The 23,679-nt window shown below is 63.6% G+C and carries 23 protein-coding genes; 14 read left to right on the top strand and 9 right to left on the bottom strand.

Going from position 1 to position 23,679, the window contains the following annotated elements; all coding sequences use genetic code 11:
- The first annotated feature begins 5 nt into the window (after positions 1-5).
- The 7 genes from E7681_RS03030 to trxA are packed head-to-tail and all read left to right on the top strand — an operon-like array spanning position 6 to position 10,346.
- Entirely contained in the window at positions 6-1,523 is a 1,518-nt protein-coding gene (locus tag E7681_RS03030) for a PAS-domain containing protein (protein ID WP_136337772.1), read from the top strand.
- A 41-nt stretch (positions 1,524-1,564) separates the two neighbouring features.
- Complete coding sequence (gene tsaE / locus E7681_RS03035) at positions 1,565-2,026, top strand: tRNA (adenosine(37)-N6)-threonylcarbamoyltransferase complex ATPase subunit type 1 TsaE (RefSeq protein WP_136337773.1); 462 nt, start codon at positions 1,565-1,567, stop codon at positions 2,024-2,026.
- The gene (locus tag E7681_RS03040; RefSeq protein ID WP_136337774.1) at positions 2,023-3,033 is read left to right on the top strand and encodes an aminoglycoside phosphotransferase family protein; all 1,011 of its coding nucleotides are present in this window, start codon (positions 2,023-2,025) and stop codon (positions 3,031-3,033) included. Before tsaE ends, E7681_RS03040 begins: the two co-directional genes overlap by 4 nt.
- A complete protein-coding gene (locus tag E7681_RS03045; protein WP_136337775.1) occupies positions 3,015-3,701 on the top strand; it encodes a nucleotidyltransferase family protein in 687 nt (228 codons plus the stop codon). Before E7681_RS03040 ends, E7681_RS03045 begins: the two co-directional genes overlap by 19 nt.
- Positions 3,694-6,621 (top strand): double-strand break repair protein AddB, encoded by a 2,928-nt coding sequence (gene addB / locus E7681_RS03050; protein WP_136337776.1) that lies wholly within the window; start codon positions 3,694-3,696, stop codon positions 6,619-6,621. Before E7681_RS03045 ends, addB begins: the two co-directional genes overlap by 8 nt.
- Positions 6,614-9,967, top strand: coding sequence for a double-strand break repair helicase AddA (gene addA / locus E7681_RS03055; protein ID WP_136337777.1), 3,354 nt, complete (start codon positions 6,614-6,616; stop codon positions 9,965-9,967). Before addB ends, addA begins: the two co-directional genes overlap by 8 nt.
- A 58-nt stretch (positions 9,968-10,025) precedes the next feature.
- A complete protein-coding gene (trxA, locus tag E7681_RS03060) occupies positions 10,026-10,346 on the top strand; it encodes a thioredoxin (protein ID WP_136337778.1) in 321 nt (106 codons plus the stop codon).
- A 48-nt stretch (positions 10,347-10,394) separates the two neighbouring features.
- Here the strand turns inward: trxA and E7681_RS03065 are convergent, their stop codons facing one another.
- Positions 10,395-11,312, bottom strand: a complete 918-nt coding sequence (locus tag E7681_RS03065) for a hypothetical protein (protein ID WP_136337779.1) — start codon at positions 11,310-11,312, stop codon at positions 10,395-10,397.
- Between the two features lie 99 nt (positions 11,313-11,411).
- Here E7681_RS03065 and hslV point away from each other — a divergent pair, with 99 nt between their 5' ends.
- The 3 genes from hslV to E7681_RS03080 are packed head-to-tail and all read left to right on the top strand — an operon-like array spanning position 11,412 to position 14,426.
- Complete coding sequence (hslV, locus tag E7681_RS03070; protein ID WP_136337780.1) at positions 11,412-11,969, top strand: ATP-dependent protease subunit HslV; 558 nt, start codon at positions 11,412-11,414, stop codon at positions 11,967-11,969.
- Entirely contained in the window at positions 11,966-13,273 is a 1,308-nt protein-coding gene (gene hslU / locus E7681_RS03075) for an ATP-dependent protease ATPase subunit HslU (protein WP_136337781.1), read from the top strand. The genes hslV and hslU overlap by 4 nt, the downstream gene beginning before the upstream one ends.
- 49 nt (positions 13,274-13,322) lie before the next feature.
- Positions 13,323-14,426: an alpha/beta hydrolase gene (locus E7681_RS03080; protein ID WP_168733146.1), complete on the top strand. Its 1,104-nt coding sequence runs from the start codon at positions 13,323-13,325 to the stop codon at positions 14,424-14,426.
- Here E7681_RS03080 and E7681_RS03085 read toward each other — a convergent pair.
- Genes E7681_RS03085 through E7681_RS03095 form a run of 3 tightly spaced genes read right to left on the bottom strand, consistent with a single transcriptional unit; the run spans position 14,423 to position 16,688 of the window.
- Positions 14,423-15,004, bottom strand: coding sequence for a Smr/MutS family protein (locus tag E7681_RS03085; RefSeq protein ID WP_136337783.1), 582 nt, complete (start codon positions 15,002-15,004; stop codon positions 14,423-14,425). The genes E7681_RS03080 and E7681_RS03085 overlap by 4 nt on opposite strands.
- Positions 15,001-15,996 (bottom strand): murein transglycosylase A, encoded by a 996-nt coding sequence (gene mltA, locus E7681_RS03090; protein ID WP_425471373.1) that lies wholly within the window; start codon positions 15,994-15,996, stop codon positions 15,001-15,003. Before mltA ends, E7681_RS03085 begins: the two co-directional genes overlap by 4 nt.
- A 35-nt stretch (positions 15,997-16,031) precedes the next feature.
- Positions 16,032-16,688: a Tim44/TimA family putative adaptor protein gene (locus E7681_RS03095; RefSeq protein WP_136337785.1), complete on the bottom strand. Its 657-nt coding sequence runs from the start codon at positions 16,686-16,688 to the stop codon at positions 16,032-16,034.
- Between the two features lie 104 nt (positions 16,689-16,792).
- Here E7681_RS03095 and E7681_RS03100 point away from each other — a divergent pair, with 104 nt between their 5' ends.
- Both E7681_RS03100 and secB read left to right on the top strand, forming a co-directional pair.
- Positions 16,793-17,272: an FxsA family protein gene (locus tag E7681_RS03100; RefSeq protein WP_136337786.1), complete on the top strand. Its 480-nt coding sequence runs from the start codon at positions 16,793-16,795 to the stop codon at positions 17,270-17,272.
- Positions 17,273-17,327: 55 nt separating this feature from the next.
- Complete coding sequence (gene secB, locus E7681_RS03105) at positions 17,328-17,807, top strand: protein-export chaperone SecB (RefSeq protein ID WP_136337787.1); 480 nt, start codon at positions 17,328-17,330, stop codon at positions 17,805-17,807.
- Here the strand turns inward: secB and dnaQ are convergent.
- The 5 genes from dnaQ to E7681_RS18770 all read right to left on the bottom strand — a co-directional run bounded on the left by dnaQ (position 17,804) and on the right by E7681_RS18770 (position 20,918).
- Positions 17,804-18,541, bottom strand: a complete 738-nt coding sequence (gene dnaQ, locus E7681_RS03110; RefSeq protein ID WP_136337788.1) for a DNA polymerase III subunit epsilon — start codon at positions 18,539-18,541, stop codon at positions 17,804-17,806. The two genes, secB and dnaQ, sit on opposite strands and share 4 nt — an antisense overlap.
- Positions 18,534-19,127, bottom strand: coding sequence for a dephospho-CoA kinase (coaE, locus tag E7681_RS03115; RefSeq protein WP_136337789.1), 594 nt, complete (start codon positions 19,125-19,127; stop codon positions 18,534-18,536). The genes dnaQ and coaE overlap by 8 nt, the downstream gene beginning before the upstream one ends.
- Positions 19,124-19,957 carry a shikimate dehydrogenase gene (locus E7681_RS03120; RefSeq protein ID WP_136337790.1) on the bottom strand — a complete coding sequence of 278 codons (834 nt, stop codon included), beginning with the start codon at positions 19,955-19,957 and terminating at the stop codon, positions 19,124-19,126. The genes coaE and E7681_RS03120 overlap by 4 nt, the downstream gene beginning before the upstream one ends.
- A complete protein-coding gene (locus tag E7681_RS03125; protein WP_136337791.1) occupies positions 19,954-20,553 on the bottom strand; it encodes a Maf family protein in 600 nt (199 codons plus the stop codon). Before E7681_RS03125 ends, E7681_RS03120 begins: the two co-directional genes overlap by 4 nt.
- 215 nt (positions 20,554-20,768) lie before the next feature.
- Positions 20,769-20,918, bottom strand: coding sequence for a hypothetical protein (locus E7681_RS18770; RefSeq protein ID WP_168733147.1), 150 nt, complete (start codon positions 20,916-20,918; stop codon positions 20,769-20,771).
- Positions 20,919-21,086: 168 nt separating this feature from the next.
- Between E7681_RS18770 and rho the strand changes: the two genes are divergently transcribed.
- Together rho and mnmE are read left to right on the top strand one after the other, a co-directional pair.
- Positions 21,087-22,358 carry a transcription termination factor Rho gene (gene rho / locus E7681_RS03130; protein WP_136337792.1) on the top strand — a complete coding sequence of 424 codons (1,272 nt, stop codon included), beginning with the start codon at positions 21,087-21,089 and terminating at the stop codon, positions 22,356-22,358.
- A gap of 24 nt (positions 22,359-22,382) precedes the next feature.
- On the top strand, positions 22,383-23,669 hold the full coding sequence (mnmE, locus tag E7681_RS03135) for a tRNA uridine-5-carboxymethylaminomethyl(34) synthesis GTPase MnmE (RefSeq protein WP_136337793.1): 1,287 nt from the start codon (positions 22,383-22,385) through the stop codon (positions 23,667-23,669).
- Positions 23,670-23,679: the final 10 nt, after the last annotated feature.

Raw genomic sequence — 23,679 nt, forward strand, 5'->3', positions numbered from 1 at the left:
GCGCCATGATTGCGTTGACCACGATCCTGCTAACCTCGTTGTTCTCTGCAACCGCTGCCGGGGCCGCCGCCTATCACATCATGACACATGTGCGCCCGGTCCGGTCCGCGCGCGGTTTGCCAGACCACGATGCGCGCTTTCTGTTCGAAGGGCGGCGCCTGCTGAATGCCTCGGGCGGGGGCGAATGGCTGCTGGAGACCGGGCAGGGCAGGGGTGCCACCGATTGGGAGCAACTGCGCGAAGTGCTGATGCCGCGTTTTCCCAGCCTGCCCGAAGCCCCCGAGGAGATGGACGCCGATATCATCACCTGCCCGACCAATATCCCCGAGGATGACGCCGAACTGCTGCTGGAACGCATCAACGACCTGACGCGCGTCACGCTGCTGCAAGCCGGAAACACCCTGGCGCAACCCGCCGATATCCACGCCAAACTGCTGTCCGACCGCAAGATGGACACGCTAACGCAAGCCGTCGAGGGCAGCCCCTATCCAATCTGGGCTACTGACTGCGAAAACCGGATCACCTGGGCGAACGAGGCTTATCTGCATCTGGCCGACAACGCACACACGACCAGCGGCACCGGCCTGCCGGTTCTGTTTGACCTGCCCGAGCCATCGCCCACCGGGAACCCCCGCACGCGGCTGTCGCTGACGTTGAAGGACAACGACAGCAACATCTGGTTCGATGTCACCTCGTCGAAAACCAAAAACGGGCGGATGCATTATGCCATCGACATCAACGCAGTGGTGCAGGCGGAAATCGCCCAACGCAATTTCGTGCAAACCCTGACCAAGACCTTTGCGCAACTGTCGATCGGGCTGGTGATCTTCGACCGCAAACGCCAGTTGGCGCTGTTCAACCCCGCGCTGATCGATTTGCTGAGCCTGTCTCCGGAATTCCTGAGCGCGCGCCCCTCGTTGCTCAGCTTCTTTGACCGGCTGCGCGACATGCAGATCATGCCCGAGCCGAAGAACTACGGCAGCTGGCGCGAGAACCTGACCGAGCTGATCGATGCGGCAGCGGATGGGCGCTATGCCGAGACGTGGAGCCTGCCCAACGGCCTGACCTATCGCGTCAGCGGCCGGCCCCACCCGGACGGCGCGATTGCGTTCCTATTCGAGGATATCAGCTCGGAAGTGTTGCTGACCCGCCGATTCCGCGCGCAGTTGGACATGCTGCAATCGGTGGTGGATGGGCTGCCCCAGGCGGTCGCGGTGTTTTCGTCGGCCAAGGTTCTGCTGTTCGCCAACAGCGCCTATCGCGTGATGTGGGACAGCGATCCCGACAGCACCTTTGCCGACATGAGCCTGACCGACGCCACGCGGCTTTGGCGCACGCGCCTTGCGCCGGGGGCCGACCTGTCCGAGCTGCGCCCCGGCCTGACACATGCGTTGAACCTGCCGCTGGATGACGGGGGGTGCCTGTCATGCTCCGTCCGCCCGCTAATCGGGGGCGCATTCGCCGTCAACTTTACCGAGATACAGGCCCAACCCCGGTTGCCGTTGCTGGAACAGCCCGCCTGAACCTGCTTGCGGGTGGCGCGCGGTCGGGTAATCTCGGGCGCATGCCAGACGCGCCCCTGACCACCCGGTTTCAAGACCCAGACGACACCGCTCGCTTTGCCGCAGAGCTGGGAAAACGGCTGCATGCCGGTGACGTGATCCTGCTGGAGGGCGGGATCGGCGCGGGCAAGACCCATTTCGCCCGCAGCCTGATCCAATCGCTGATGGCCGAGCCCGAGGACGTGCCCTCGCCGACCTTCACCTTGGTGCAGGTCTATGACGGCCCCGCGTGTGAAATCTGGCACGCCGATCTGTACCGCCTGACCGACCCGAACGAGGCGATCGAACTGGGCCTGGAAGAGGCGTTCGAGACCGCGATTTGCCTGGTGGAATGGCCCGACCGGCTGGGCGATCTGGCGCCGGACACTGCCTTGACGCTTGCCTTTCGGGCCGAACCCGACGACAGCCGTATCATGACGGCAACCGGCCCCGGATGGGCCACCCGGCTGGAGGGCCTGCTATGACCGACCGCGCAACCCTAGCGGACCGTTTCGTTGCCACGACCGATTGGGCCGGGGCGCGGCGTGAAAATCTGGCGGGCGATGCCTCGAACCGGAAATATTACCGGCTTTGGCGCGGCGATGCCTCGGCCGTTCTGATGGATGCCCCCCCGGAAAAGGGCGAGGATATCCGCCCCTTCGTCCGCATCGCCCGGTTTCTGGACGGCGCCGGGCTAAGCGCGCCGCGCATCCTAGCCGAGGACGAAGCGCATGGCTTTCTGCTGCTCGAGGATCTGGGCGACGATCTGTTCGCCCGCGTCGTCGCCCGTGACCCCGCGACCGAGCAACCGCTGTACGAGGCCGCTACCGATGTCCTGCTTACCCTGCACCGCACCCCGCCGCCCGAACTGGACGCCTACTCGCCCGAGTTCATGACCCAGATGGCCGGCCTGGCCTGGCGCTGGTATCGACGTGGGGTCCTAGGGGACGAGGCTGGACAGGCTGAATTCGAGGCCGCGTTCCTACCAATCCTGAAGACGCACGCGCCCGACCAGACCGTCCTGATCCAGCGCGACTATCACGCCGAAAACCTGCTGTGGCTGCCGGACCGCGAGGGCGCGCAACGGGTCGGGCTGCTGGACTTTCAGGACGCCCGAACCGGGCACCCCGCCTATGATCTGGTGTCGCTGTTGAAAGACGCGCGCCGCGATGTCTCGGCCCCGGTCGAGGCCGCGATGATCGCCCACTATATCGCCAAATCCGGCTGGAATAGTGACGCATTCACCGCCGCCTACCAAGTGCTGGGCGTTCAGCGGAACCTGCGCATTCTGGGGGTGTTCGCCCGCCTGTCGCTGCACTTCAACAAACCGCATTACGTCGACCTGATCCCCCGCGTCTGGGATCACCTGATGGCCGGCCTGAACCACCCCGCGCTGGCACCCGTCGCCGACATGATCCGCGCCCTGCCGGCGCCCACACCCGACGCGCTGAAGAAACTCAAGGATCAGGCCGGATGCGTCCCGACTCTGTGATGTTGTTCGCGGCGGGGTTTGGCACCCGGATGGGGGCACTGACCGCCGATCGCCCCAAACCGATGATCGAGGTCGCGGGCAAACCGCTGCTGGACCACGCGCTGGAACTGGTCGAGGCGATCCAGCCCGCTCGGACGGTGGTGAACGTGCACTACCTGCCCGACGCGATCCGCACCCATCTGGCGGGCCGGGACATCGCGATCTCGGACGAAAGCGACCGCATTCTTGAAACAGGCGGCGGGCTACGAAAAGCTCTGCCTTTGCTGGGCAATGGCCCGGTTTTCACGATGAACACCGATGCGGTCTGGGCTGGCCCGAACCCATTGCAACAGCTGCTGCACGCGTGGAACCCTGACCAGATGGACGCGCTGCTGCTGTGCATCCCGCTGGAAAACGCGGTGGGCCATACCGGGCAGGGGGACTTTGTCGCCGACAGCGAAAACCGCCTGACGCGCGGGCCGGGGCAGGTTTATTCCGGTCTGCAAATCCTGAAACCCGATCTGCTGGCCGAGATCCCCGAGGACGCTTTCTCGCTCAACCTTTTGTGGAATCGCATGCTGGCCCAACGGCGGCTGTTCGGACTATCCTATCCCGGTCAGTGGTGTGATGTCGGCCGTCCCGAAGGGATCGCGCTGGCCGAGCGTATGATCGGGTACACGCATGTTTGAGCCTTCGGACAAGCCTCGCGTCTTTGGCATCCCTTTGGGGGTGGATTTCCCGCGCGCCTTGGTCCGGGGCCTGTCGCAGCGCCACGAAGGCCGCCCACCCGAGGCGCTGGCCCGCACGCAACTGGTGCTGAACACACGCCGAATGCAGCGCCGCGTCCGCGATCTGTTCGACGCTGGCCCCGCGCTGCTGTTGCCCCGCCTGCAACTGGTCACCGACCTGTCGCTGGGTGCCGGTTTGCCGCAAATCCCCCCGCCCGTGCCCCCGCTGCGCAGGCGACTGGAGATCACGCAGCTTGTCTCGGCCCTGCTGGAGACCGAACCGGACCTGGCGCCTCGCTCCTCGCTTTACGATCTGGCCGACAGTCTGGCCGCCCTGCTGGACGAAATGCACGGCGAGGGCGTGGACCCCGAAACCATCCAGACGCTGGACGTCAGCGACGAGTCCGGCCACTGGAAACGCGCGCTGCGGTTCCTGGACATCGTCCAGCACTATTTCGACAACACACTTGAGGCGCCCGACAAGGAAACCCGCCAGCGCATGGTGATCGAGACGCTGGCAGAGATCTGGCAAGCCTCCCCGCCGCAAAACCCGGTGATCATCGCGGGCTCGACCGGGTCGCGCGGCACGACGATGCAGCTGATGCGCGCCGTGGCCAAGCTGCCGCAAGGTGCGATCGTGTTGCCCGGCTTTGACTTCGACATGCCGCTGTCGGGCTGGGACGACCTGGCCGACCCGCTTAGCTCCGAGGACCACCCGCAATACCGGTTCCGCAAGCTGATGGACGAGCTTGGCCTTGCCCCTCAGGACGTCCAGCCATGGGACGACAGCATTGGTATCTGTCCGGAGCGGAACACGCTCGTCTCTCTGGCGTTGCGGCCCGCGCCGGTGACAGACAGATGGCTGACCGAGGGGCCGTCGCTGCCTGATCTGTCCACGGCGATGGAGCGCGTCACGCTGCTAGAGGCCCCCTCGCAGCGCGAAGAGGCGTTGGCGATCGCCATGCGTCTGCGCCAGGCCGCGGCCGAGGGGATCACCGCCGCGCTGATCACGCCCGACCGGATGCTGACGCGGCAGGTGACGGCCACCCTAGCGCGCTGGAATATCGTCCCCGATGACAGCGCGGGCACGCCGTTGCAGCTGTCGCCTCCGGGGCGGTTCCTGCGGCACGTTTCGGCTCTGTTTCACCAGAAACTGACCTCGGAATCGCTGCTGACCCTGCTGTTTCACCCGCTGACCCACTCGGGTGGCGGGCGCGGTCCGCACCTGCGCTGGTCGCGCGAGTTGGAGCTGCACATCCGCCGCAAGGGCATCCCTTATCCGACCCCCGACACCCTACGCGCCTTTGCCGTCAGGCATGAGGGATCCGCCGATTGGATCGAGTGGGTGATCGCCTGTTTCGTGGATCAGATCGCCGACACGATGCCCCTGACCGACTGGCTGGACCGGCACCTTGCCCTGGCCGAGGCGCTGGCTGATGGCTCGACCCCCGAACGGCAGTCCGAGCTTTGGAAGGAAGACGCCGGGCGCAGCGCGCGCAAAACCGTTGACGAACTGGTGCAGGAATCCAACAGCGGCGGCGAGATGAACGCCCGCGATTATGCCGACATGTTCGGCGCGATCCTGTCCCGGCAAGAGGTCCGCAACCCGGACACGCCCCACGCAAACATCCTGATTTGGGGTACGCTGGAGGCACGCGTTCAAGGCGCCGATCTGCTGATCCTGGCCGGGCTGAACGAGGGCAGCTGGCCCGAGGCACCCTCGCCCGATCCGTGGCTGAACCGGCAGATGCGGCTGAAATCGGGTCTGTTGTTGCCCGAGCGTCGAATCGGCCTGTCCGCCCACGACTTTCAGCAGGCTATCGCCGCGCCCGAGGTGTGGCTAACCCGCTCGATCCGCTCGGACGATGCGCAAACGGTGCCGTCGCGCTGGGTCAACCGCGTCATGAACCTGCTGAACGGGCTGCCGGAACAGGATGGCCCCGCCGCGTTGCAAGGCGCGCGGGATCGGGGTGCCGGATGGCTTCTCATGGCGCGCGAGCTTGAAAAACCCGGCCAAACCGACCCCGCCCAGCGCCCATCCCCGTGCCCGCCCGCCGAAGCGCGGTTGCGCGAGATGTCGGTGACGGATGTGTCGAAACTGATCCGCGACCCCTATTTCGTCTACGCCAAGCGCATCCTGAATCTGCGCCCGCTGGACCCGTTGATGAAAGTGCCCGACGCGATGCTGCGCGGTACCATCCTGCACAGCGTGTTCGAGGCGTTCATCAAGGACTCTGCCCCCGACCAATTGACCGCCGCGCGCCTGAACCAGATCGCGCAAGAGGTGCTGGACGCCAAGGCCCCCTGGCCCGAGATCCGCAGCCTCTGGCTTGCGCGGATCGCGCGGATTTCCGACTGGTTCGTGCAGCAGGAACTGAAACGCCGCGAGACCTCCAACCCCGCCCGGCTAGAGGCTGACGGCAAGGCCGAGCTGCCCGCGCTTGGCTTTACCCTGACCGGCAAGGCCGACCGTATCGACGTGGACGACCACGGGCAGGCGGTGATCTACGACTATAAGACCTCGACCCCGCCATCGAAGAAACAACAGCAACAGTTCGACAAGCAGCTGCTGCTTGAGGCCGCGATGCTGGAGCGCGGCGGCTTTGATCCCATCGGCCCGCTGAAAGTGGCCGCCGCGATCTATATTGGCCTTGGCGCCAGCCCGGTCGAGGCGCCCGCGCCGCTGGAGACTGAGCCCGCGGATGTGGTCTGGCAGAAGTTCCAAAACCTGATTTCGGCCTATTTAGAGCCTGATAAAGGCTTCACCGCCCGCCGCGCGATGTTCAAGGAACAGGATGTTTCCGACTACGATCCGCTGTCGCGCTTTGGCGAGTGGGATTTGACCTCGGACCCCGTCAAAGAGGACCTGAGCGATGCGTGACGATGCAACCGAAGCCCAGGTTCAGGCGGCCCGGCCCGATTGGTCCACCTGGCTGTCCGCAAATGCGGGGTCCGGCAAAACCCGCGTTCTGACCGACCGCGTGGCGCGCCTGTTGCTGCGCAAGGTCCAGCCGCAGCACATCCTGTGCCTGACCTACACCAAGGCCGCCGCCTCTGAGATGCAGAACCGGTTGTTCAAGCGTCTGGGCGAGTGGGCCATGCTGCGCGACGATGACCTGCGCCACCAACTGGTTGATCTGGGGGTCGAAGGCGACGTCACCTCCGAGGAACTGCGAAACGCCCGCACCCTGTTTGCCCGCGCCATCGAGACGCCGGGCGGGCTGAAAATCCAGACCATCCACTCGTTCTGCGCCTCGCTGCTGCGCCGCTTTCCGCTAGAGGCAAAGGTCAGCCCGCAATTCACCGAGATGGAGGATCGCGCCGCCGCGCTGCTGCAAGAAGAAGTCCTGCGCGAGATCGCCGAGGGCCCCCAGCGGCACAAGCTGGAGGCCGTCGCCGCCTATGTCACCAGCAACGATTTCGCCGGGCTGACACGAGATCTGGTCGGGCGGCGGGCAGAATTTCAGCCGCCGATGACGCTGCCCGCCTGCCTGGAACGGCTGGGCGTCCCAGAGGATTACACCGAAGCCGCCCTGCTGGCCGAGGTCTTTCTGGGCGGCGAGGTCGAGCTTTTGGCCGAGATCTTGCCCGTCCTGAATGCTGGCACCACGAATGACGTAAAGGCCGCGACCCAGCTGGCCACCGTCACCGGGCCGGGGCTGGACGCGATGCAAACCCTCGAAGGGGTGTTCCTGAACAAGTCCGGCCAAAAGGCGTTTCAGGCCAAGATAGGCTCTTTCCCGACCAAGGATACCCGCCCACTGCTGGGCACGAAGCTGGACCAGCTAGAGGCGCTGATGCGCCGGGTCGAGGATGCGCGCCCCCGGCGGCTGGCGCTTGCTGCGGCGCGCAAGACCGCCGTTTTGCACGATTTCGCGGGGCTGTTCCTGCCCACCTACGAACGCAAGAAGCAAGAGCGCGGCTGGCTGGATTTCGACGACCTGATCCTGCGCGCCCGCGATCTGCTGACCGACCCGACCGTCGCCGCGTGGGTGCTGTACCGATTGGACGGCGGGATCGACCACATTCTGGTGGACGAGGCGCAGGATACCTCGCCGGCGCAGTGGCGCGTGATCGAGTTGCTGGCGCAGGAATTCACCAGCGGCGAGGGTGCCCGCGGCGGGGCCGAACGCACGATCTTCGTGGTGGGCGACAAGAAACAGTCGATCTACTCGTTCCAGGGCGCCGATCCGCGCGAGTTCGACCGGATGCAGGCCGAATTCGCCGCGCGCCTGGATGGCACGGACCGCCCGCTTGCGCAGAAAGAACTGAAATACTCGTTCCGCTCGTCTCAGGCCGTTCTGGGGTTGGTGGATGAAACCTTCCGCAACCACGCGGACTCGGGCTTTCCGGACACCGGCCAGCACATCGCCTTCAAGGGCCAGATGCCCGGCCGGGTCGATATCTGGCCCGTCATCGCCAAGGTGAAAGACGACACCGAGGAGGAATGGGACGATCCCGTCGACAGGCTGAGCGAAAAGCACCACAACGTGCGCCTGGCCGAGCATATCGCCGACACGATCGAACGCCTGATCCGCGACCGCCACCCGATCCCCGAAGAGATCGGCCATAGCGGGACGTACCGGATGCGCGCGGTGACTCCGGGTGATTTTCTGGTGCTGGTGCGCAAACGCTCGGGCCTGTTCCCCGAGATCATCCGCGCCTGCAAGGCCCGCAACCTGGACATCGCCGGGGCTGACCGGATGAAGGTCGGGGCCGAACTGGCGGTCAAGGATCTGGCCGCGCTTTTGTCGTTCCTCTCTACGCCCGAAGACAGCTTTAGCCTGGCCGTCGCGCTGAAATCCCCGCTGTTTGGGTGGTCGGAAAAGCAGCTGTTCCAACTGGCGCACAGCCGCAAAGAGCCGTTCCTGTGGGAAGCGATGCGTAAACGCGCCGCCGAGTATCCGGCGGAAATGGCCGTGCTGGACGATCTACGTGGCCAAACCGACTTCTTGCGCCCCTACGACCTGATCGAGCGCATTCTGACCCTGCATGACGGCCGCCGCAAACTGCTGGCCCGCCTTGGGGTCGAGGCCGAGGACGGCATCAACGCCTTCCTCGCGCAGGCGCTGGCGTATGAGCGGAACGCGATCCCCAGCCTCAAGGGCTTTCTGGAATGGATGGTGACCGACGATCTGGAGATCAAGCGCCAGATGGACGCCGCGCAGGACCAGATCCGCGTCATGACGGTGCACGGCGCCAAGGGGCTGGAGGCTCCGATCGTGATCCTGCCCGACGCACTGAACCGGCCCTCGCCCAATCGCGGGGATGTGCAGGTCGTGGACGGCGCGCCCTACTGGAAACCGCCTAGCAGTGACCTGCCCCCCCTGCTGGACGCCGCCCGCGCCGAGGATGCCGCGCGAGAGCAGGCCGAAAGCGACCGGCTGCTTTACGTCGCCATGACGCGCGCCGAAAAGTGGCTGATGCTGGCCGGTGCTGGCGACTGGAAAGAGGGCGACGGCAGTTGGTACGACAAGGTCCGTCAGGCCGCGCTTCGGCTTGGGGCCGGGGCGCTGCCCACGCCTGCTGGTGAGGGGTTGGGCCTGTCTGTGGGTGACTGGACGCCGCCCGTGTCAGAACCCGAGGGGCAGGCAGCGCAGACCGAAACGATCTTGCCCGGATATTTCACCGAACCCGCGACGCAGCCCGAGAAGACCACGGGCACGCTCAGCCCCTCGGATCTGGGCGGCGCCAAGGCCCTTGCCGGAGAGGCAGGCCTAGACGAAGAGGCCGCGATGGAGCGCGGCAGCTGGTTGCACGCCCTGTTGGAACACCTGCCCGGCACCGACCCCGACGACTGGCCGACCGTTGCGCAGGTTGTCTGCGACGGCAGCCCTCAAACCGAAGAACTGCTGTCCGAGGCGGCGGGCGTTCTGGGCAATCCGGCGCTTGGCTTTCTGTTCGGCCCGGACTCGCTGCCCGAGGTGCCGGTGACCGCCGACCTGCCCGGCCTTGGGCGGCGGATGCATGGCGTGATCGACCGGCTGGTGCTGACCTCGGACCGGGTGCTGATCGTCGATTACAAGACAAACGCCGTTGTACCAAATCGCCCCGAAAACGTACCAGATGGCCTGCTGCGGCAGTTGGGGGCATATGCCGTGGCGCTGGCGCAGATTTACCCGGACCGGCGGATCGAGACGGCAATCCTGTGGACAAGAACCGCGGAATTGATGCTGCTGCCCACTGAATTGACGACTGCGGCACTGGAACAGGTGACGCTCCCTTGACGCTGGGGGGGTTGCTTTCTAGGTTCCTCTCCAAACCCACTCTTTCAGGAGAACTGATATGGCCACCGTCGCCGTTACCGATGCAACCTTCGACGCCGAAGTCAAAAACTCGGACATCCCCGTTGTGGTGGATTTCTGGGCGGAATGGTGCGGCCCCTGCAAACAGATCGGCCCGTCGCTGGAAGAGCTGGCGAAAGAGCTGGAAGGCAAGGTGAAGATCGCCAAGGTCGACGTGGACCAGAATCCGAACTCGGCCGCTGCAATGGGTGTGCGTGGCATCCCCGCGCTGTTCATCTTCAAGGACGGTCAGGTGGTTTCGAACCGCGCTGGCGCCGCGCCCAAGGCCGCGCTGCAGGCCTGGATCAAAGACTCGATCTGATCCAACCCCGATTTCACGGAAAAACCCCGGCCCGGCGCCGGGGTTTTTTCATATGGGCCAGCCGTTGCGGCGCAGGGCCTCGGCGATCCGCTCGGGGGCCTCGGGGCGGCCCGCGTTGATCGACATCTGCTGCCAGAACCAATGGATGTAGCGCGCGTAATCGGGCCGCATCTGGGTGACATCCGCAAACGCGTGGGCCACGCCCAGATGTTCGACGCTGGCGGCGATGTGGTGGAAATCCGAGCGCGCGAACAGCACGCTGGGCTTACCGAAGAAATAGCCGTTGAACGCGACCGAGGAGTTCTCGGTCACGATGTAATCGCAGGTCCGCAGCAGCTCGACCATGCCACCGGTTTTGACGTGGAAATGCGAGAACCGTTCCTGCAACTGCTCCAGCCGTTTCTGTTCCTCGCGGGTGTAATGTTCATTCGGGTGCAGCGTGGCGATGACCTGCCGTTTCGGATCATGTTGTAGGGTCGACAGGATCATCTCGACCGGGCTGACCAGCTGGAACGAGCGTCTTTCCAACAGCCGCCCCTGAAGCGGGACAAAGATGAATCCCTCTTGCGTGGCCGTGGCGGGCGCGTCCTTGAAAAGGCGCTGCTGCCAGCGGCGGTAAAACGGGCGCGCCAGCTTCGGGTCGGTTTCGCGGGGATTGAACGCAGCCTTGGCGACGCGCCAGTCCCAGCGTTCGTTCGTCGGCTCGATCGCCCAGAACGGATAGTGATAGACGCGCCGGAAACACAGGCCGCGCTCGGTCGTGGGTTGTTCCATGTGAAACAGGGCATAGCCGTCGCGGGCGATGCTGGCGGTACGCTCGGCCAGCGAATTGCCCCGATATTCCACCGAAAACCCGGCGCTTTGCGCCAGGCGGGCAATCTGACCGATGAAATTATGCGTGCCTTCGCGGGCGCTGTCCCGCAGGCTGTCTTCGAGGTAAAAACGCAGGACTTTCCGCTCGCTCATGCGGCGCAGGCTATCGCTGCGGCTCGCCCCAGACAAGCGGAACCCTTGTGTGCAGGTGCGGCAGGTTCCATATAGCGTTGAAGCAAACGGAGGGCGCAAATGGCGGACGACAAATTCCCCGGATGGCACGGCACCACGATTATCGGTGTCAAGAAAGGCGGCAAGGTGGTGATCGCCGGCGACGGGCAGGTTTCCCTAGGCCAGACCGTGATCAAGGGCACCGCGCGCAAGGTGCGCCGACTGTCCCCCGGCGGATATGACGTAGTGGCGGGGTTCGCGGGCTCGACCGCCGATGCGTTCACCCTGTTGGAACGGCTTGAGAAAAAGCTGGAGGCCACCCCCGGCCAACTGGCCCGCGCCAGCGTCGAACTGGCCAAGGACTGGCGCACCGACAAGTACCTGCAAAAGCTGGAGGCGATGCTGATCGTCAGCGACGGCACCGAGATGTTCGTGATCACCGGCGCGGGCGACGTGCTGGAGCCCGAACATGACGTGACCGCCATCGGATCCGGCGGGAATTACGCTCTGGCAGCCGCGCGGGCGCTGATGGACAGCGACCATGACGCCGAAGCCATAGCACGCCGCGCCATGGCAATCGCCGCCGACATCTGCGTCTACACCAATGGCAACCTGACCGTGGAAAGCATCAGCAAATGACCGACCTGACCCCTCGTGAAATCGTCAGCGAACTGGATCGCTTCATCATCGGGCAGAAAGACGCGAAACGCGCCGTCGCCGTGGCCCTGCGCAACCGTTGGCGGCGCAAGCAACTGGGCGATGATCTGCGCGACGAGGTGTATCCCAAGAACATCCTGATGATCGGCCCGACCGGCGTCGGCAAAACCGAGATCAGCCGCCGTCTGGCCAAACTGGCCCGCGCGCCCTTCATCAAGGTCGAGGCGACCAAGTTCACCGAGGTCGGCTATGTCGGTCGCGACGTTGAACAGATCATCCGCGATCTGGTGGACAGCGCCATCGCGATGACCCGCGAACATATGCGCGAGGACGTAAAGGCCAAGGCGCACCAAGCCGCCGAGGACCGCGTGATCGAGGCCATCGCCGGTAAGGACGCCCGTGATGCGACACGCGAGATGTTCCGCAAAAAGCTGAAGTCGGGTGAGCTGGACAATACCGTGATCGAACTCGACGTGGCCGACAGCTCGAACCCGATGTCAATGTTCGACATGCCGGGGCAACCGGGCGGCCAGATGGGCATGATGAACCTGGGCGATATCTTCGGCAAAGCGTTCGGCGGACGCACCGTGCGGCGCAAGATGACCGTGGCGCAAAGCTACGAGGTGCTGATCTCGGAAGAGGCGGACAAGCTGTTGGACGATGAAACCGTCACCCGCGCCGCGCTGGAAGCAGTCGAACAGAACGGCATCGTGTTCCTGGACGAGATCGACAAGGTCTGCGCCCGCGCCGAAACCCGAGGCGCCGATGTCAGCCGCGAGGGCGTGCAGCGCGACTTGCTGCCGCTGATCGAAGGCACGACCGTCAGCACCAAGCATGGCCCGGTGAAAACCGACCACATCCTGTTCATCGCCTCGGGCGCGTTCCACATCGCCAAGCCAAGCGATCTGCTGCCGGAATTGCAGGGGCGTCTGCCGATCCGGGTCGAGCTGAAGCCGCTGACCGAAGGCGATTTCGTGCGCATCCTGACCGAGACGGACAACGCGCTGACCCGGCAATACACCGCGCTGATGGGCACCGAAGAGGTCACCGTCACCTTCACCGACGATGGCATCGCCGCGCTGGCCAAGATCGCCGCCGAGGTGAACCAAACCGTTGAAAACATTGGCGCACGACGGCTGTATACGGTGATGGAGCGGGTGTTCGAGGAGCTGTCCTTTACCGCGCCCGACCGCGCCGGGCAGTCGGTAACGGTTGATGCTGGCTTTGTTCAGGACAACCTGGGCGAGTTGGTGAAATCCGCCGATGTCAGCCGCTACGTCCTCTAGAATATCTTTTTAGCTGCATGTAACGTCCCGCCTAAAAATGGGGCGTTCCTTGCGGCAGATCCTTCGCGTTTTCCTGGTGGTTTTTCTGGTCGCGTCCTGTACCGACCGGACGAATATCGTTTTCTCTGATGACGCCGCGCAGGTCGGCACGCACCATCAGACCTTTGTTGCCACGTTGCGCAAGCAGACAGAGGGCGGCTGGTTCGGGGGCGAGCGTTCGGACACGCTGGCCTATATGGACCTCGACGTTTCGGTGCCGCCTGCGCATCGGCAGGGCCGGATTCGTTTCGCCCATTCCCGGGCAGACGCCGCGCGGGATTTCGTGGTTACGCGACGCACCGACCACCAGACCGCAGCGGCGTTCTCGGATGCGCTGCGCAGGGCGTTGAAACAGCGCAAACCCGGCGAGCGGGACGTGATGCTGTACGTTCACGGCTATAACAACAGCTTTGCCGATGGGGTGTTTCGGACAACCCAGTTGATGCATGACTTTGAGCTGCCGGGGGTCGGTGTGCATTTTTCCTGGCCCAGTGCCGCGCACCCGCTGGGCTATGCTCATGACCGCGACAGCGTGCTGTACACCCGCGACGGGTTGGAGAAGTTCCTGACTCAGATCAGCGCTGCGGGGCCGGATCGGATCATTCTGATCGGCCACTCGCTGGGCGCGATGCTGGTGATGGAGACCTTGCGCCAGATCGAGATCGGCCAGCCGGGTTGGGCCAACCGTCATCTGGGCGGGGTGGTGCTGGTGTCGCCGGATCTGGATATCGAGGTGTTCAAGCAGCAGACCGCGCGGTTCAAGCGCCTGCCGCAGCCCTTTATCATCTTCGTGTCGGATGGCGACCGCGCGCTTCAGTTGTCCTCGGCGATCAACGGCGACAAGCAGCGGCTTGGGTTGCTGGCGGACGAAAAGCTGCTGGGCGACCTGCCGGTCACGGTGGTTGATGTCAGCGAATTCGCGGCCTCTTCGGACGATCGGCACTTTACCGTGGGCACGTCCGAGCTGCTGATCCAGCTGCTTCGGCGCAGTGACGCCGTGGGTTATGCGTTCGACCGAGACGCCGGCGGACGCACCGGGTTGCTGCCGGGAACGGCGCTAACCCTGCAGGGCGCAACGAAAATTATCCTGTCACCGCTGCTTTTGCAGAACTAGCGCTGGCGTCGCAGATAGACGTAATAGGCCCCGGTTCCGCCGTGGCTGATATGCGCCTGCGCCACCTGCAACACGACCGAGTTCAACGGCGGCATCGACAGCCATTGCGGCACGTTATGCTTCAGAACCCCGCGCCGGACGGGGATCGGGCCGTCTTCGTCCTTGGGTTTGCCTTTGCCGGTGATGACCAGAACCAGACGCAAGCCTTGGGCGTGGGACCGCAGCACGAACCGCAACAGGGCAGGGTGAGCGCGGTCCATCGTCATGCCGTGCAGGTCGATGCGATCCTCGGGGACCAGCTTGCCGCGCGCCATGCGGGTAAAGGCTTTTTTGTCCATCCGCAGGGGCGCCGCGTTCAGCTGATCGGCAATCGCGGGGCGCAGATCATGGGCGGGCGCACCCCCCGGCGCGGCCTGTCCGATGGTGAAATCGGGCAGCCGAGTCTTGGGGGTTTTGTGTGGTTTGGGCTTTGGATTATGTGGTTTGGCCTGCGCATGATCCGGGTGCATCCGCGCGGTGGAGTCAGCCACGAGACGCCAAAGGGCGACCTCATCCTCGGTCAGCTTACGACGTGTCACTGTTCGGACTCCGGCAGTAAGGCAAAGGCGCGCTGGATCGGCAACAGCACCAGCATCCGGCCCGGGTCTTTCAGCCGCCCGGCGGCGCGGCCGGCGTCGTCGCCCGTGCCGAAAAAGATGTCCGCCCGCTGCGCGCCCTTGATGGCCGAGCCGGTATCCTGCGCGATCATCAGCCGGCGAAGCGGATCTTCGCCGTCTTTCTCAAGCCAGATCGGTGCGCCGAGCGGGGTGAAGGCGGGATCGACGGCCAGCGAGCGCATCGCGGTGACGGAGCGGTTCATCGCACCAAGCGGGCCATCCTCGGGCGAGACGCGATCAACGGTGCGGAAGAACACATAGGACGGGTTGTGGCGCAGCAACTCCAGCCCGTCGACGGGATTGCGGCGGACCCAGTTCTTGATGACCTGCGCCGAGACCTGATGGGGCGAGTAGACGCCGCGCCGGATCAGCTCGACCCCGATCGAGCGGTAGGGATGACCATTCGCACCCGCATAGCCGATCCGCACATGATTGCCGTTGGGCAACCTGATCCGGCCCGAGCCTTGGACTTGCAGAAAGAACAGCTCGACCGGGTCATCGACCCAGGCGATTTCCAGACCGCGGCCGTGCATGGCGTCGGTCGTCTCGATCTCGCGGCGCGACAGCCAGACGGTGTTTTCGCGTGCTTCGGAGGGCATGCTGTAGAGCGGGAAACGAAAGCGTTCGTCCGGGGCAAGGGCGCCGTCCAGCTCGGGCTCGAAATAGCCGGTGAACAGGGCGTCGTTGCCGTCCTCGATCAGGACGGGGCGGAAGAACAGCTCGAAAAAGGATTTGGCGCTGGTGATGTTCTGGGCCACCGCACAAAGCGAGGCCCAGTCAGGTTCATCCAGATCGGTGCAGGTGTTCTGAAACACCTGCAGGGCAGCGGCATGATCGTCCCGTTCCCACCCATCCAGATCCTTGAAATCCAGAATTTTGTAGGTGGTATCCTGAGAGTGCGCCATTCCGGCCATGAATAGCCCCAGCGCTGCTGCTGCCAGAACCCGGATCATCCGCCCGTGGCAACAAGTTGCCAGTTCGGATCATCGGTTCCCATCTGACGGGCAAAGGTCCAGACGTCGCGCTGTTTCTTGGGCGTGTTCGGCTTGCCCTCGACCACTTCGCCCGAGGCGTCGCGGACGACCGAGGTCAACTCGCCCACGAAACGGACGGTGATTTCGGCGGTGCGGCCGTTCAGCAACTCAGCCTCGACCAGCGCGGTTTCGCGCACGCCCATGAATTCGGCCTCGACCTGCAGGCCCTGCTGATCGCGGGCTTCAACGACCTGGGCGAAGGTTGCGTAAACCTCGTCCGACAGGAAGGGGCGGATGTCGGCCAGATCGCCACGCTCGAACCCCATCAGGATCATTTCGTAGGCACCACGCGCGCCTTGCAGGAAGTCGTTCACGCTGAAGCTCGGCTCCAGCCGCTTCATCTGCGACAGGGCGAGTGCGGTGTCCGAGCCTTCTTCGGCGTGGTCCAGGATATCGCGATCCGGGCCGCTTTCGACGACAGTCAGGTCCGGGCGACGCGCCTGGGTTTCCATCTGACGCGGCGTGACGGGCTTTTCAAAACCTTCGCGGGTCCCGAGTACGTTTTTCAGCCTCAGAATGAGGAAAACCGCGATGGCGGCCAGTACCAGAAGCTGAATAATGGGCGAGTTCATGAGATCCTCTTGGTCGGGGGTCATTTAAACATGGTGTCCTCGCCCTTATGTAGGTGCTACCGCCGGGCAAGTCCACTGCACCGGCACGAAAGGAGAGCACGTTCATGTGGCTGTTGATCGCATTTATCGCGGTTCCGCTTATCGAGATCGCCCTTTTCATCCAGGTTGGCGGCCTGATCGGGCTGTGGCCCACGCTTGCCATCGTGATCCTGACCGCGATCATCGGCACCTCGCTGATGCGGGCGCAGGGGCGTCTGGCGCTGCGGAACCTGCAAAACAGCTTCAACGAGCTGAACGACCCGACCGAGCCCTTGGCGCATGGCGCGATGGTGCTGATCTCGGGCGTTTTGCTGCTGACGCCGGGGTTTTTCACCGACGCGATGGGCTTTGCCCTGCTGATCCCGGCCGTTCGGACGGCGGTTTTCGGGTTTGTCCGCAAGCGGGTGAAGGTGCAGACCTTTAGCATGGGTACGGCGCAGGCGCACCGGCCCAGCGTCGATCCGAACACGATTGACGGCGAGTTTTTCGAAATTGACCCCGAAAACCGCGCGACACATCGGCCTTCGGGCTGGACCAAGCATTGAGGGTGTCATCTCTCCCTGATACACATCGGGCAAATTCTTTTTTCTGGAGATAAAAATGGCCGAAAACGGTGCCGCAGCCGCCCCGCAGCTGAAACTGAACGTCATCAATCAGTTCGTGCGCGACCTGTCGTTCGAAAACATCCTGGCGCAGAAAAGCGTCAATGGCGAAGTTGTTCCCGCGATCAACGTGCAGGTGAACCTGGACGCCAAGAAACGCACCACCGAGCACCAGTTCGAAGTGGCGCTGAAGATCAAGGTCGAGTCCGCCTCGAAAGAGAACGGCGACAAGCTGTTCATCCTGGAAGTCGACTATGTCGGCCTGTTCCACATCGAAGGCGTGCCGGAAGACCAGATGCACCCGTTCCTGCTGATCGAGTGCCCGCGCATCCTGTTCCCGTTCGTGCGCCGCATCGTCAGCGACATGACCCGCGACGGTGGCTTCCCGCCGCTGAACCTGGAAATGATCGACTTCGTTGCGCTGTACCGTAACGAACTGGCGCGTCGCCAGCAGGCACAACCGACCACGGTTTCCTAAGAGCCCAGCTTTTTCCAAAGCGCGCCGTCGCCCATCTTGTCCAACAGGGCCTGATGGGCGGCGGCTTCTTCTTTTGTGATACGCGGCGGCAGCGGGGCGGGGCGCGCAAACGGGCGCCATTCGCTTTCCGCGCTTGCGCCGGACGCGCTGGACTGGGTCGCGTTGCCCAGACCGAAATCGGGTTGGCGACCGCCGATCAGCTCCAGATACACTTCGGCCAGGATTTCGGAGTCGAGAAGCGCGCCGTGCAGCACGCGGTTCGAGTTATCAATCGCGAAACGACGGCACAAAGCGTCCAGCGTGGCGGGCGAGCCGGGGAATTTCGAGCGCGCCATGCCCAGCGTGTCGATCGCCCTTTCCCACGGAATCTCGGGCAGACCCATCCATTTCAGCTCGGCGTTCAGGAATTTCATGTCGAAGCTGGCGTTGTGGATCACCAGCTTTGCATCGGCGATGAAGTCGCGGAAATCGCGGCCGACCTTGGCGAAAACGGGTTTGTCCAGCAGCGTCACCTCGCCGGGGCCGGCGGGGCGGGGCGGGTTCAGCAAGTCGGGGCCGATGCCGTGGACGCCGAATGCCTCGTCTGGCATGCCCCGTTCGGGGTTGATGTAGACGTGGAACGTGTTGCCCGTGGGCATGTGGTTCAGCAGCTCGACGCAGCCGATTTCGACGATGCGGTCGCCCTTGAACGGGTCAAAGCCGGTGGTTTCGGTGTCGAGGACGATCTCACGCATCTGCCATACCCTTGCGTATCTTGGCCAGAATGGCCTGAACCTGCGCCTTTGCGTGTTCCGGCGTGTCGGTGATGACGACATAGTCCGCGCGTTCGCGTTTCTCGGCGTCGGGGGTTTGCTTGGCCTTGATCGCCTCGAACTGTGCTTCGGTCATGGTGCCGCGGGCCAGAACGCGGGCGCGCTGAACGTCCTCGGGGGCCGAGACGACCAGAACGGCGTCCATGTTCCGGTTGCCGCCGGTTTCAAACATCAGGGGGACGTCGAAGACCAGAATGTCGGCGGCGGCCTGCGCGATGAAGTCGGCGCGGTCCTGACCGACCAGCGGATGGACGATCGCCTCGATCCGTTTGAGGGCGGTGGGGTCGGCCATGATGATCGCCTTCAACCGGTCGCGGGACACCGCACCGTTTTCGATGGCGTCGGGAAAGGCGGCCTGCATCGGTGCGACGGCCAGACCGCCGGGGGCGTACAGTCGGTGCACGGCGGCATCGGCGTCCCAGACGGCGCAACCTTCGTCGGCCAGCAGTTTCGCGGTGGTCGATTTACCCATGCCGATAGAGCCGGTCAGGCCGAGTTTGAAGCTCATTCCAGGATCACTTTCCGTACAGTTTCGTCCACTTCGGGGCGCTGGCCGAACCAACGCTCAAAGCCCGGAACGGCCTGATAAATCAGCATTCCCAGCCCGTCCACGGTGTGGCAGCCGATCTCCTCGGCGACTTGCAGAAGGTGGGTTTTCAGCGGGGTGTAGACGATGTCGGTGACAACGGCCTGTTTTTGCAGACCGTCGAGGGGGATGCGCAGCTCGGGTTTGCCGGTCATGCCAAGGGCGGTGGTGTTCACGACCAATGCGGCGTCCTCTAGCGCGTTGCCGGCCTGCACCCAGTCGACGACCTGAATGCGGGTGCCAAATTCGTGGTGCAGCGCATCGGCGCGCAGGCGGGTACGGTTGGACAACATGATCTCGGGCACGCCGGCATGCAGCAGAGAGGCAAGGATCGCGCGCGAGGCACCGCCGGCACCCAGAACCATCGCGGGACCGGCCTTGGGATCCCAGTCCGGCGCGCCCTGACGGAGGTTTTCGATAAACCCATACCCATCGGTATTGTCGGCGTAGATCTTGCCGTCTTCGCGGAAAGTCAGCGTGTTCGCCGCCCCGATCAACGTCGCGCGGTCCGAGGCGACGTCGGCGATTTCCAGCGCGGCCTCTTTATGGGGGACGGTGACGTTGGCGCCGACGAAACCGACCTTGGGCAGGGTGCGCAGCACGGTTTCCAGATCGTCGGGCGCGACATCCATCGGGACATAGAAGCCCGGCAGCCCGTATTTCCGCAACCAATGGCCATGCAGACGCGGCGATTTGGAATGCGCGACGGGGTGGCCAATCACACCAGCCAGGGGAATACGCGGCGAACTCATGCTTGCAAATCTCCACGCACGGTCAGGTAATTCAACAACTCAATCAGGGGCAGGCCCAGCACGTTAAAGTAATCGCCATCGACCCGGGAAAACAAGCGGATGCCTTCTTCTTCCAGCTTATAGGCCCCGACGCAGTAAGAGATGCCGGGCCAGTTGCGATCCAGGTAACCGTCCAGGAACGCGTCTGAAAACTCGCGCATTTGCAGGCGAACCTGCCCGACATGGCGCCAGATCGGTTTGCCGTTCTCGCAGAGCACCGCAGCTGACAGCAGCATGTGCCGCTGGCCGCGCATCGCCAGCAGCTGGGCGCGGGCATCATCGCGGTCGCGCGGTTTCGACAGAACCTGGCCGCCCAGGTCCAGCACCTGATCGCAACCCAGAACCAAGCGGTCCGGCGTGCGTTCGCTGATCTTCAGCGCCTTCATCTCGGCCAGGGTATCGGCGATATCGCGGGGGGTCGCTTGTTCCGCCTGCAAGGCGTCGCGGACCATCTCTTCGTCGATTCGCGGCTTGGCGATTTCAAAGGGAACCCCGGCGTTGCGCAGCAGTTGCTGCCGGATTTCGGACCCTGACGCCAGGATCAGCGGATGCGACATGTGGATAACCTCGTGGAAGACGTTAGGAACTTCTTAAGGAAGGATTGGGTACAAGTCATGGGGGAACGGGCCGTTCACGGATTTCCACGATTTTCGGGGACGGCTTTCGCAGGTTTTCCCCATGCGGAAAAGGAAAAGCCCCGGTTTGGGGATAAACGGACCTGTGCACAGTTCATACAGAAGTCATCCACAGGGTGGAATCCATTTTTCGTTTATCAAGACATTGAAATTGCTCGGTCTTTCTTTGGTTTTTCTGCAGGCGCAAAAAGTTTTCCCCAGACAGAACCGTTTTGCCCGGGCTTATGGGAAACCCCTTGGGATAACTCAATAATCCACGGAAAATCGCCTCCCATAATCATCATCATCCTTTCTTTTCTTTATATTTATTTAAGAGGAGAAGGGCCTAACCCTCCGGGGAATTGACTCGGGGGGTCTGGGGCCGTATCTAACCCGGCAAGCCCCCGTCCGGGGGAACTGTACTTCCACATAGAAGAATGAATGCCAGTCCCACGGGGCTGACAGAGGTATATTCCATGACCGAGCAACGCTTGAACCTGTCCGATCTCAAGGCCAAGAGCCCCAAAGACCTGTTGGCCATGGCCGAGGAGCTGGAGATCGAGAACGCCTCGACCATGCGCAAGGGCGAGATGATGTTCCAGATCCTGCGCGAGATGGCGGACGAAGGTTGGGTCATCGGTGGCGACGGCGTGCTGGAAGTGCTGCAGGACGGTTTCGGGTTCCTGCGCTCGCCCGAAGCGAACTATCTGCCCGGTCCCGATGACATCTACGTGTCGCCCGACATGATCCGCCAACACTCGCTGCGGACCGGGGACACCATCGAAGGCGTGATGAAAGCGCCGGAAGAGAATGAGCGGTACTTTGCGCTGACCGAGGTGACCTCGATCAACTTTGAGAACCCGGAACGTGCGCGCCACAAGATCGCGTTCGACAACCTGACGCCGCTGTACCCCGACGAACGCCTGAAGATGGAGATCGAGGACCCGACGATCAAGGATCGCTCGGCCCGGATCATCGACCTGGTGGCCCCGATCGGGAAAGGCCAGCGTGCGCTGATCGTGGCGCCGCCGCGGACGGGTAAGACGGTGCTGCTGCAGAACATCGCGCACTCGATCGAAACCAACCACCCGGAATGCTATCTGATCGTCCTGCTGATCGACGAACGCCCCGAAGAGGTGACGGACATGCAGCGCTCGGTGAAGGGCGAGGTCGTGTCCTCGACCTTCGACGAACCGGCGACGCGCCACGTGGCCGTGTCCGAAATGGTCATCGAAAAGGCCAAGCGTCTGGTCGAGCATAAACGAGATGTTGTGATCCTTCTCGACTCGATCACAAGACTTGGTAGGGCGTTCAACACTGTTGTGCCGTCGTCGGGTAAGGTTCTGACCGGTGGTGTGGACGCGAACGCGCTGCAACGGCCCAAGCGGTTCTTTGGTGCGGCCCGGAATATCGAGGAGGGCGGCTCGCTGACCATCATCGCGACGGCGCTGATCGACACGGGTTCGCGGATGGACGAAGTGATCTTTGAAGAATTCAAAGGCACCGGTAACAGCGAGATCGTTCTGGATCGCAAGGTCGCGGACAAGCGCGTCTTCCCGGCGATGGACATCCTCAAATCCGGCACCCGGAAAGAGGACCTGCTGGTGGACTCGAAAGACCTGCAGAAGACCTTTGTCCTGCGCCGCATCCTGAACCCGATGGGGACCACGGACGCGATCGAGTTCCTGATCTCGAAACTGAAGCAAACCAAGACGAACGGCGAATTCTTCGACTCGATGAACGCCTAAACGGGCGACCAGAGGACCGGAAAGATGGACACGATTTTCGCCCTTGCCACGGCCCACGGCAAGGCCGGGGTCGCGGTAATCCGCGTTTCCGGGCCGTCGGCGCATGCCGCGTGCAAGGCGTTGTGCGGGGATATTCCGCAGCCGCGCAAAGCCAGCCTTCGCCTGCTGAAAGATCAGGACGGCGTGCGTCTGGACGAGGCACTGGTACTGACCTTCGCGGATCGGCATAGCTTTACCGGCGAGGAAGTGGTCGAGTTTCAGCTGCACGGCAGTACTGCCGTTGTCGCGGCTGTTCTGCGTGTTCTGGGATCGCTGGAGGGGCTTCGGCAGGCGGAACCGGGGGAATTTACCCGGCGCGCGCTGGAAAACGGCCGGCTTGATCTGGCCCAGGTCGAAGGGCTGGCCGACTTGATCGAGGCCGAGACCGAGGCGCAACGGCGTCAGGCCCTGCGGGTTTTGTCCGGGGATCTGGGAAAACGGGCCGAGCAATGGCGGCGCGATCTGATCCGTGCGGCGGCGCTGTTGGAGGCCACGATTGATTTCGCGGATGAGGAAGTGCCCACGGATGTCTCGCCCGAAGTGACCGAGTTGGTGGACCGGACGGTGGACAGCCTGCAACGCGAAGTCGATGGCACCAAGGCCGCCGAACGGGTGCGCACGGGTTTCGAGGTCGCCATTGTTGGCGCGCCGAATGTCGGGAAGTCGACGCTGCTGAACGCCCTGGCGGGGCGCGAGGCAGCGATCACCTCGGAATATGCGGGCACGACGCGTGATGTGATCGAGGTTCGGATGGACCTGGGCGGTTTGCCGGTGACCTTGCTGGATACCGCCGGGCTGCGCGAAACGCAGGATAAGATCGAGGAAATCGGGATTGCACGGGCACGTCAGCGCGCCTCGCTTGCGGATCTGCGGGTGTTTCTGATCGAAGGCGGGCAGCATCCGGACTTTGCGCCTGAGCCCGAAGATATCGTCCTGCGCGCCAAGGCGGACACGCTGGAGGACAAGGGCGACGCGATCTCGGGACTGAGTGGCGAGGGTGTTACGAATCTGATAGAACGGATCACTCAGGTGCTGGTGGGGCGTGCCTCGAATATCGGGGTGGCCACGCGGGAGCGGCACAGGCTAGCGATGCAGCGGGCGGTTCAAAACCTGCAAGTCGCGCGGGAATATGTTTTGATCGGCGAAAACGTCACCGATTTGGCGGCCGAAGAAGTTCGTAGTGCGATCCGCGCCCTGGATTCCCTGGTCGGTCGCATCGATGTCGAAAACGTGCTGGACGAGATTTTCGCCAGCTTCTGTCTTGGGAAGTGAGGAGTGTTTC

The sequence above is a fragment of the Thalassobius vesicularis genome (assembly GCF_004799325.1).
In the GTDB taxonomy this organism is placed as follows: Bacteria; Pseudomonadota; Alphaproteobacteria; order Rhodobacterales; family Rhodobacteraceae; genus Thalassobius; species Thalassobius vesicularis.